Source organism: Sphingomonas sp. (assembly GCF_019746015.1).
Lineage (GTDB): Bacteria > Pseudomonadota > Alphaproteobacteria > Sphingomonadales > Sphingomonadaceae > Sphingomonas.
The window spans coordinates 1-7,786 of the sequence record NZ_JAIESM010000073.1; the positions used below are offsets into that span (position 1 = coordinate 1).

A 7,786-nucleotide genomic window follows, 5' to 3' on the forward strand; every position below is an offset into this window, starting at 1 on the left:
AGGCGGCGCGCGCGGTCGCCAGCGCCTCGACATGCGCGGCCTGATGCGCGGCGGCGGCGCGCTGCGCCTCGGCGGCTTGCGCCACGCGCGCCTCGGCAGAACTGGCCTCGGCGCGGGCGGCATCGGCGGCGGCAGCGGCATCGCGCCAGCGGGTGAAGATCATCCGCGCTTCCGCCGTGCGGATCTGGTCCGACAGCGCACGATAGCGCTCCGCCTGGCGGGCCTGGCGGCGAAGCGCGGCAAGGCGTGCTTCCTGGTCGGCCATGATCTCGTCCAGCCGCGCCAGATTGGCCTCGGTCGCGCGCAGCCGGGCCTCGGCATCCTTGCGGCGCACATGCAGGCCGGCAATGCCCGCGGCTTCCTCCAGCATGGCGCGGCGCTCGGCGGGCTTGGCATTGATGATCGCGCCGATCCGCCCCTGGCTGACCAGCGCCGGGCTGTGCGCACCGGTCGCGGCATCGGCGAACAGCAGCGCCACGTCCTTGGCGCGCACGTCGCGCCCGTTGATGCGATAGGCGGAGCCCGCGCCGCGTTCGATGCGGCGCACCACCTCGGTCTCGCCCGCCACCTCGCCCTCGCCCGCCGTTTCGATCAGCATCGAAACCTCGGCAAAGTCGCGCGCCGGGCGGCTGGCGGTGCCGGCGAAGATTACATCCTCCATGCCGGCGCCGCGCAGCGAGCGCGCGCTCGATTCGCCCATCGTCCAGCGCAGGGCTTCGAGCAGGTTCGACTTGCCGCAGCCATTGGGGCCGACAATGCCGGTCAGCCCCGGCTCGATGCGCAGATCGGCCGGGTCTACGAAGCTTTTGAACCCCGTCAGCCGCAGCCGTTTGATCTGCAACGCCTAATGCTCCGTCAGACGCCGGCGCCGGCGGCGGCCAGCTTGGGCTTCAGCGTGGCCCAGTCGGTGGTGTTGTCCACCACCTTGCCGTTCAGCACGAAGGTCGGCGTGCCGGCGACGCTGTATTTCTTGTTCGCCGCCTCGAACCGCTTGACGATGGCGTCGATCCGCGCCGGATCGGACAGGCAGGCGCGCGCCTGCGCTTCCGGCACGCCGCGCTGCTTGACGAAGTCGAGATAGCCCAATTGCTCGGCAAAGGTGATTGCGGTCTGGTTCGGCGTCATCTGCTGGGCGCCGATCGCCTGGGCCACTTCATTGGCCTTGGCGAGCAGCTGCGGCTGCGCCTTGAACATCTCGTCCAGCATCGGGAAGAACGCCTCGGTGCCCACGCACTGGCCGAGCAGAATGGGCGCAATGTCGAGCGCGCCATGCACCGGATATTCGCGGAATTCGTAAGACAGCTTGCCGGCAGCGATCGGCCCCGCCTTCAGCGCTGGAAAGCCTTCCGCGTCGAAGCGCGCGCAGACCGGGCACGCGCGCGAGCCATATTCGATCAGCTTCACCGGCGCATCCGGGTTGCCCATCACATAGCCGCCCTCGGCCGTGGTGCTGACGGTTTCGGTCCATTGCTTGCCGGCCGGGGGAGCCTTCCCCGCCACCGGCGCGGCCGGCGCGCTGCCGGTGTCACCGCCGGCGCCGCCGCAGGCCGCGAGCGCGCCCGCCAGGGTGAAGGCCATCAAGGTCCGCGAAATCATTGCTCTTGCTCCCATAAGTCAGCGCGCCAGGCGCGCCTGCAAAATCGGCTGAAGCCCGGCCCAGTCGCCCGCGTCGAGCTTTTCGTCGCCAATGAAGAAGCTGGGCGTGCCGGTGATCTTTTTCCACGCCGCCTGCGCGGCCAGCGCCATTGCCTGCTGGCGGCGGCCGTCGTTGAAGCAGCTGGCCAGGCGCGCATCGCTTACCCCGCGCGCCCTGGCGATGGCCGTGATGCCGGTCGCGTCGGCAACCGCGCGCAGCTGAACCAGCGGCGGGCGCTGGTCGCCCCGGTGCGCCTGGGCATAGGTGCCGGCGCGCTCGAAAATCGCGTTCTGATCGGCAAAGATCGCCTTGGCGATGTCGAAATAGCGCGTCGGCCCGCCGCAACGGGCGGCCACCGCCGCGCCCAGATCGAGCGCGTCGCGCAGCGCCGGGCGGAATTCCAGGCTGACCTCGCCCGAGGAAATCAGCGCGTCGAGCGGCGCGGCCGACTCCGCCGCAAAGGCCGCGCAATGCGGGCAGGTGAAGCTGGCATATTCGACCAGCCTGATCTGCGCGGCCGGGTTGCCGCGCACGAAATGCCCGTCGGCGGTTTCGCGCACCAGCTTGCCCCAATCGGTGACAGCGGGCCGCGCCGGCGCCGCCACGCGCGCGGCCGGCCGCTGGGCGAGCGCCACGCCGCCGATCAACAGCGCCGCAATCAACACCCGCGCGATCATTCCGCCCGCTCCCCGATGCGCGGCGGGCCGCTCGTCGTGGCGACGCCCGCCGCCAGCGCCGCCAGCACCGCGCGCAGTTCCGGATCGACCACCGCGCGCAGACTGTCACCCAGTTCGGCCGGCACCGGCTTTGGTGCTGGCGGCGCGGCCTGGGTGGCGGGCGCGGCGCCGGCCACCGCACCGCTGCGCATCGCGACCCGGGCGACCGCCGGATAGCCGAAGAAGCGGTTCACCCGCTCGATAATCTCCGGCACGATATGCTGCAGCACCGGCCCATGCGCCCCGCGCACCACCAGATGCAGCGTCCCCTCCTCGCGACGGCCGCGCGGGAAGCGGATCGATTCCGGCGCGGAGACAGCGGCAAAGCGCGGGCCGACAATCTCTGCCCAGCGGGTGACGACCGAGCTTTGCACGAAGCCGAACTTGCGAAACGCCGCCCCGCCGATATCGGGCAGCAGCTCGCTCACCGTACGCGCGGGGCCGCCGCGCGGCGCATCGGTCGGGGGTTTGGGAGGACGCGGCACCTTGCTCATCCGCCCGTCCATGCCATAGCGGCGCGGTGGACGCCAAGCGCAGATATGAGCCCGGCAACAATCGCGCCGCCATCGCCCCGGCGCTGCTCGCCTGGTATGACGCGCAGGGCCGCGATCTGCCCTGGCGGGTGAAGCAGGGCACGGCCGACCCCTATCGCGTATGGCTGTCGGAAGTGATGCTGCAGCAGACGACAGTGGCCACCGTCACCCCGCGCTTTGCCGCCTTCCTCGCGCGCTGGCCCGATGTGCAGGCGCTCGCCGCCGCCGACGATGCCGAGGTGATGGCCGCCTGGGCGGGGCTTGGCTATTATGCCCGCGCGCGCAATCTGCTGGCCTGCGCGCGCACCGTCGCCGCCCGGCCGGACGGCCGTTTTCCCGCTGACGAGGCGGCGTTGCGCGCGCTGCCCGGCATTGGCGACTATACCGCCGCCGCCATCGCCGCGATCGCGTTCGGCCGCCGCGCGGTGGTGGTGGACGGCAATGTCGAGCGGGTGGTCGCGCGCCTGTTCGCGCTGGCAGACCCGCTGCCGGCCGCGCGCGGCACGCTGCGCACGCTGGCCGACACGATCACACCAGACGAGCGGCCCGGCGACTTTGCCCAGGCGATGATGGACCTGGGCGCCACCGTCTGCACGCCGCGCGCGCCCGCTTGCCCGCGCTGCCCGCTCAAGCATTTCTGTGCAGCGACGGCGGAAGACCGGCCGGCAGCCTATCCGGTCAAGGCGGCCAAGCCCGCCCGGCCACAGCTTTACGGCACCGCTTTCTGGATCGAGCGCGACGGCCATGTCCTGCTCGTCCGCCGCCCGCCCACGGGTCTGCTCGGCGGCATGCGCGCGCTGCCCACCGGCCCCTGGACCGAAGAACCGCCGGGCCTCGCCGACGCGCCCGCCGCCATCGACTGGGCGCTGAGCGCCGAGCGCGTGAGCCATGTCTTCACCCATTTCCGGCTCGAACTGGCGCTTGCCGCCGGGCGGGGCGATGCGCCATCAGGGGCGGGAGAATGGTGGCGGATCGACGCACTTGAGTCGGCAGGGTTGCCGACGCTGTTCGCCAAGGCCGCACGATTAGGGAGGAAGACATGACCAAGCACCGCATCATCCTGGGCAGCGCGATGATCGCGCTTGCCGCCACCGGGGCACTCGCCGGCCAGGCCAAGCGCAAGCCCGTGGTCACCCGCGCCGCCGCCACCGCGCCGGCCGCGCTCACCCAGTCGCAGGCGCTGGTCAAAAGCTATGTCGACACGCACAAGGTGCCCGGCATCGTCGCCGCGATCGGCCAGGGCAATGCGCCGGCCCGGCTGCTGAGCGCGGGCACGCTGTCGTTCGATGCCGGCGCGCCGGCGGCCGATGGCGGCTCGCTGTGGCGGGTCTATTCGATGACCAAGCCCGTTACCGCGATGGCCGCGATGATGCTGATCGAGGACGGCAAGCTGAAGCTCGACCAGCCGGTGAGCGACTTCATTCCCGCCTTCAAGAATATGACCGTGCTGGTCGACCCGGCAAAAGACCTGACCGCGGTGCCCGCCAAGACGCCGATCACCGTGCGCCACCTGCTCACCCACACCGCCGGGCTTGGCTATACCATCATCACCACGGGGCCGTTGCTGAAGGAATATGAAAAGAACGGCATCGTGCCCTTCACCAGCACGGCCGCTGTCGAGCAGGCAGCGCGGGTGGTGCGCCCCAAGACGCTGCAGGAGTTCGCCAACCGCGTCGCCACGCTGCCGCTGATTGCGGAGCCGGGCACCAAGTGGAGCTATTCGATCAGCCTCGACGTGCTGGGCGCGGTGATCGAAAAGGCCAGCGGCATGCCGTTCGACACCTTCCTGCAGACGCGCATCTTCACGCCGCTGAAGATGGACTCGACCTATTTCACCGTGCCCAAGGATGCCGCGGCCCGGCTGGTAACGGGCTATACCTTTTTCGGCGCGAACCCGGTGCCGATCGACCCCGGCGCGACCTCGGTTTTCCTGCAGCCGCCCAGCTTTCCCTATGGCGGCGCCGGGCTGGTGATGTCGGCGAGCGATTATGACCGCTTCCTGCACATGCTGCAAAATGGCGGTACGCTGGGCGGGGTGCGGGTGATGAAGCGCGAGACGGTGGCGATGGCCATGTCGAACCTGCTGCCCACCGGCGTTGCCTATAAGGACAGCAGCGCCAAGGTGCCGATGGGCTTTGGCGCGGGCGGATCGGTAACGCTGGCCGATACGCCGGGCGGGCCGGGCAAGGGCACCTATGGCTGGGGCGGCGCCGCCGGCACCATCGCCTGGGTCGATCCCGCGCGCCGCCAGCGGGTGACGGTGATGGTCAACTATATCCCGGCCGGCCAATGGCCGCTGCGCACCGACTTCATGAAGGCGTTCTACGCCGACACCGCCAAATGATGGATGGCGTCACCGGCACGCTGCTGACGCCCGGCTTCACCGGCGGCCCGCTCGACCGGGCCGACCGGCTGCGCCACGATGCCGATGCGCTGGCGGCGGCGCGGGGCGACTGGCGCGCCAAGCTGCTGAAGCTGGCGAACTTCGAGCCCGAACTGACGCCCGAGGGCATGCTCGGCTGGACCAGCCTGGCCGACGCGCCCGACGATGCCGAGCTGGTGCTGCTGGGGCTGGACGGCAGCGGCCGGCCGCATTTCGCCGCGCTGACGCCCGATATGCGCGTGCCGCCGGGGCGCTCGATGCGGCTGTTCGGCATGCTGGGGATGATGGCACCGGGCGAAGCGGCCACCTATGCCGCCGCGCGCAGCGTGCTCGACTGGCACAGCCGGCACCGGTTCTGCGCCAATTGCGGCACGCCCACGCAGATGATCCGGGCTGGCTGGGCGCGGCAATGCGGCGGCTGTGGCGCGGAGCATTTTCCGCGCACCGACCCGGTGGTGATCATGGTGGCCGAACATGGCGACCGCGCGCTGCTGGGCCGTCAGCCGGGCTGGCCGCCGGGGCGCTATTCGGCGCTGGCGGGGTTTCTGGAAGTGGGCGAATCGATCGAGGAAGCGGTCGCGCGCGAACTGTTCGAGGAGGCGGGCGTGCGCGTGTCGGCCATCCGCTATGTCGCCAGCCAGCCGTGGCCCTTCCCCAGCTCGCTGATGATCGCGTGCATCGGCATGGCAGAGGACGACACGATCACGCTCGACACGCATGAGCTGGAGGATGCGATCTGGGTCGAGCGTTCGGCGGTGCGCGCGGTGCTGGCGGGAGAGGCCGGGCCGTTCCTGCCCCCGCCCCCCTATGCGATTGCGCACACGCTCCTCACCGCATGGGCGGCGGAATAAGCGGGCGTTAGTGTCTGATCCGAAACGCCGTTTCGGATAGTCCGGCACCGGCCCGCTCCCCCGCCCGGCCACCCATTCAGGCTACTCTTGTGGGTGGCCGGGCGGGGGAGCGGGCCGGTGCCGCCTCGAAATTCGCCCTTTCGCGAATTTCGAATCAGACTCTTACCGTTCGCGCGCCATTGGGTAGCTGCCCAGAATCCGCACCCATTCGGCGTGAAAGGCAAGCTCGGCAAGCGCGCGGTCGACCGGCGGATCGCCCGGCGCGCCGACGAAATCGGCATAGAATTCGGTCGCGGCAAAGCTGGCGCCGCGCTGATAGCTTTCCAGCTTGGTCATGTTGACCTGCGCGGTCGCAAAGCCGCCCAGCGCCTTGTAGAGCGCGGCCGGCGCATTGGGCAGCGCGAAGATCAGCGTCGTCATCATCGGCCCCGCGCCCTCGTGCAGCTCGGGCTCCAGCGCCAGCGTGACGAAGCGCGTCATATTGTGCTCGGCATCGGCGATGTCTTCGGCAAGCAGCGTCAGGCCATAGATCGCCGCCGCCCCGGCGGGCGCGAGCGCGGCCAGCGCCGGGTCGCCGCGTTCGGCCACCATCGCGGCCGCGCCCGCGGTATCGGGATAGGTGACCGGCTCGATCCCGCGCACGCGCAACCAGTGCCGGCACTGGCCCAGCGCCTGCGGGTGGCTGGCCGCCTCGCGCACCTGCTCGGTGGTGCCCAGCCCCATCAGCGCATAGCGGATCGGCAGGAAATATTCGCCGACGATCGCCAGCCCCGATTCCGGCAGCAGCAGGTGCATGTCGGCCACCCGGCCGTGCAGCGAATTTTCAATCGGGATCAGCGCGCGCGCGGCGGCGCCCGTCTGCACCGCCTCGATCGCGTCGGCAAAGTCGAAGCAGGGCAGCGGCAGGCAACCGGGCAGCGCGCGCTCGGCCGCGATGTGCGAATTGGCCCCCGGCGCGCCCTGAAACGCGACGGCACGCGCCGGATCGGCGGCGGCAGCGGCGGCAAGGGCGGCGACATGCGGCTGGGCGGGGAGCGGGAAGCGTTCCATAAACTGGGGCGGCGATTAGCCAGCCCCAGCCCCCCTCGCAAGCGCCTTGCGGTGTGGCAAAGGCAACTCTAAAGGGGGGCCGATTTTGCAGTCGCGTATAAGAGGGCGGTAACAACAATGAGCTTTCGGACCAACGTCATCCTGGGCTGGGTGTTGGCGGCGATCTTCGTCGGGCTTGGCCTGTCGATCCTGACGGGCGAGCATTTCCGGTCCGAGCGCCCCGAGAAGATGGGCTATCCGATCGAGGGCGTGGTGGAAGAAGGCGCGGAAAGTGCTGCCGCCGCCCCTGAAGCGCCCATCGAGACGATGATGGCGTCCGCCGAAGTCAGCCGTGGCGCCGACGTGTTCAAGCAGTGCCAGTCGTGCCACACGATCGAGGCGGGCGGCGCGGCCGGCATCGGCCCCAATCTCCATGCCATTGTCGGCAAGCCGATCGCCGCGCAGGGCTTTGCCTATTCCGACGCGCTCAAGGGCCATGGCGGCGAGTGGAGCTTCCAGAACCTGAACGAATGGCTGCGCAAGCCCGCCAAATTCGCCTCCGGCACCAAGATGACCTTTGCCGGGATCGCCGACGCACAGAAGCGCGCGGACGTGATCGCCTATCTCAACAGCCAGGG

Annotated in this window: 9 protein-coding genes; 4 read left to right on the top strand and 5 right to left on the bottom strand. The window is 70.2% G+C overall.

The annotated features are described in order from the left end of the window. The 4 genes from K2Y03_RS10635 to K2Y03_RS10650 form a co-directional block, all read right to left on the bottom strand. A partial coding sequence (locus tag K2Y03_RS10635) for an AAA family ATPase (protein WP_294090636.1) occupies positions 1-841 on the bottom strand: 841 nt, incomplete at its 3' end. Positions 842-855: 14 nt separating this feature from the next. Continuing rightward, entirely contained in the window at positions 856-1,596 is a 741-nt protein-coding gene (locus tag K2Y03_RS10640; RefSeq protein WP_294090637.1) for a thioredoxin domain-containing protein, read from the bottom strand. An 18-nt stretch (positions 1,597-1,614) separates the two neighbouring features. After that, positions 1,615-2,313 carry a thioredoxin domain-containing protein gene (locus tag K2Y03_RS10645; RefSeq protein WP_294090638.1) on the bottom strand — a complete coding sequence of 233 codons (699 nt, stop codon included), beginning with the start codon at positions 2,311-2,313 and terminating at the stop codon, positions 1,615-1,617. Then, positions 2,310-2,846 (bottom strand): DUF721 domain-containing protein, encoded by a 537-nt coding sequence (locus K2Y03_RS10650; RefSeq protein ID WP_294090639.1) that lies wholly within the window; start codon positions 2,844-2,846, stop codon positions 2,310-2,312. Before K2Y03_RS10650 ends, K2Y03_RS10645 begins: the two co-directional genes overlap by 4 nt. Before the next feature lie 26 nt (positions 2,847-2,872). On the opposite strand from K2Y03_RS10650, the gene mutY reads away from it, so the two are divergent. From mutY to nudC, 3 genes are read left to right on the top strand one after another with little or no spacing between them, the layout of a single operon-like run. After that, positions 2,873-3,928, top strand: coding sequence for an A/G-specific adenine glycosylase (gene mutY, locus K2Y03_RS10655; RefSeq protein WP_294090640.1), 1,056 nt, complete (start codon positions 2,873-2,875; stop codon positions 3,926-3,928). Beyond that, positions 3,925-5,229 (top strand): serine hydrolase, encoded by a 1,305-nt coding sequence (locus tag K2Y03_RS10660; RefSeq protein WP_294090641.1) that lies wholly within the window; start codon positions 3,925-3,927, stop codon positions 5,227-5,229. The genes mutY and K2Y03_RS10660 overlap by 4 nt, the downstream gene beginning before the upstream one ends. Then, the gene (gene nudC / locus K2Y03_RS10665) at positions 5,229-6,119 is read left to right on the top strand and encodes an NAD(+) diphosphatase (RefSeq protein WP_294090642.1); all 891 of its coding nucleotides are present in this window, start codon (positions 5,229-5,231) and stop codon (positions 6,117-6,119) included. Before K2Y03_RS10660 ends, nudC begins: the two co-directional genes overlap by 1 nt. A gap of 162 nt (positions 6,120-6,281) precedes the next feature. Here nudC and K2Y03_RS10670 read toward each other — a convergent pair whose 3' ends face one another. Next, positions 6,282-7,169 (bottom strand): prephenate dehydratase, encoded by an 888-nt coding sequence (locus K2Y03_RS10670; protein WP_294090643.1) that lies wholly within the window; start codon positions 7,167-7,169, stop codon positions 6,282-6,284. A 117-nt stretch (positions 7,170-7,286) separates the two neighbouring features. On the opposite strand from K2Y03_RS10670, the gene K2Y03_RS10675 reads away from it, so the two are divergent. Continuing rightward, positions 7,287-7,786, top strand: a 500-nt coding sequence (locus K2Y03_RS10675; RefSeq protein WP_294090644.1) for a cytochrome c family protein, incomplete at its 3' end; no start/stop codon positions are given.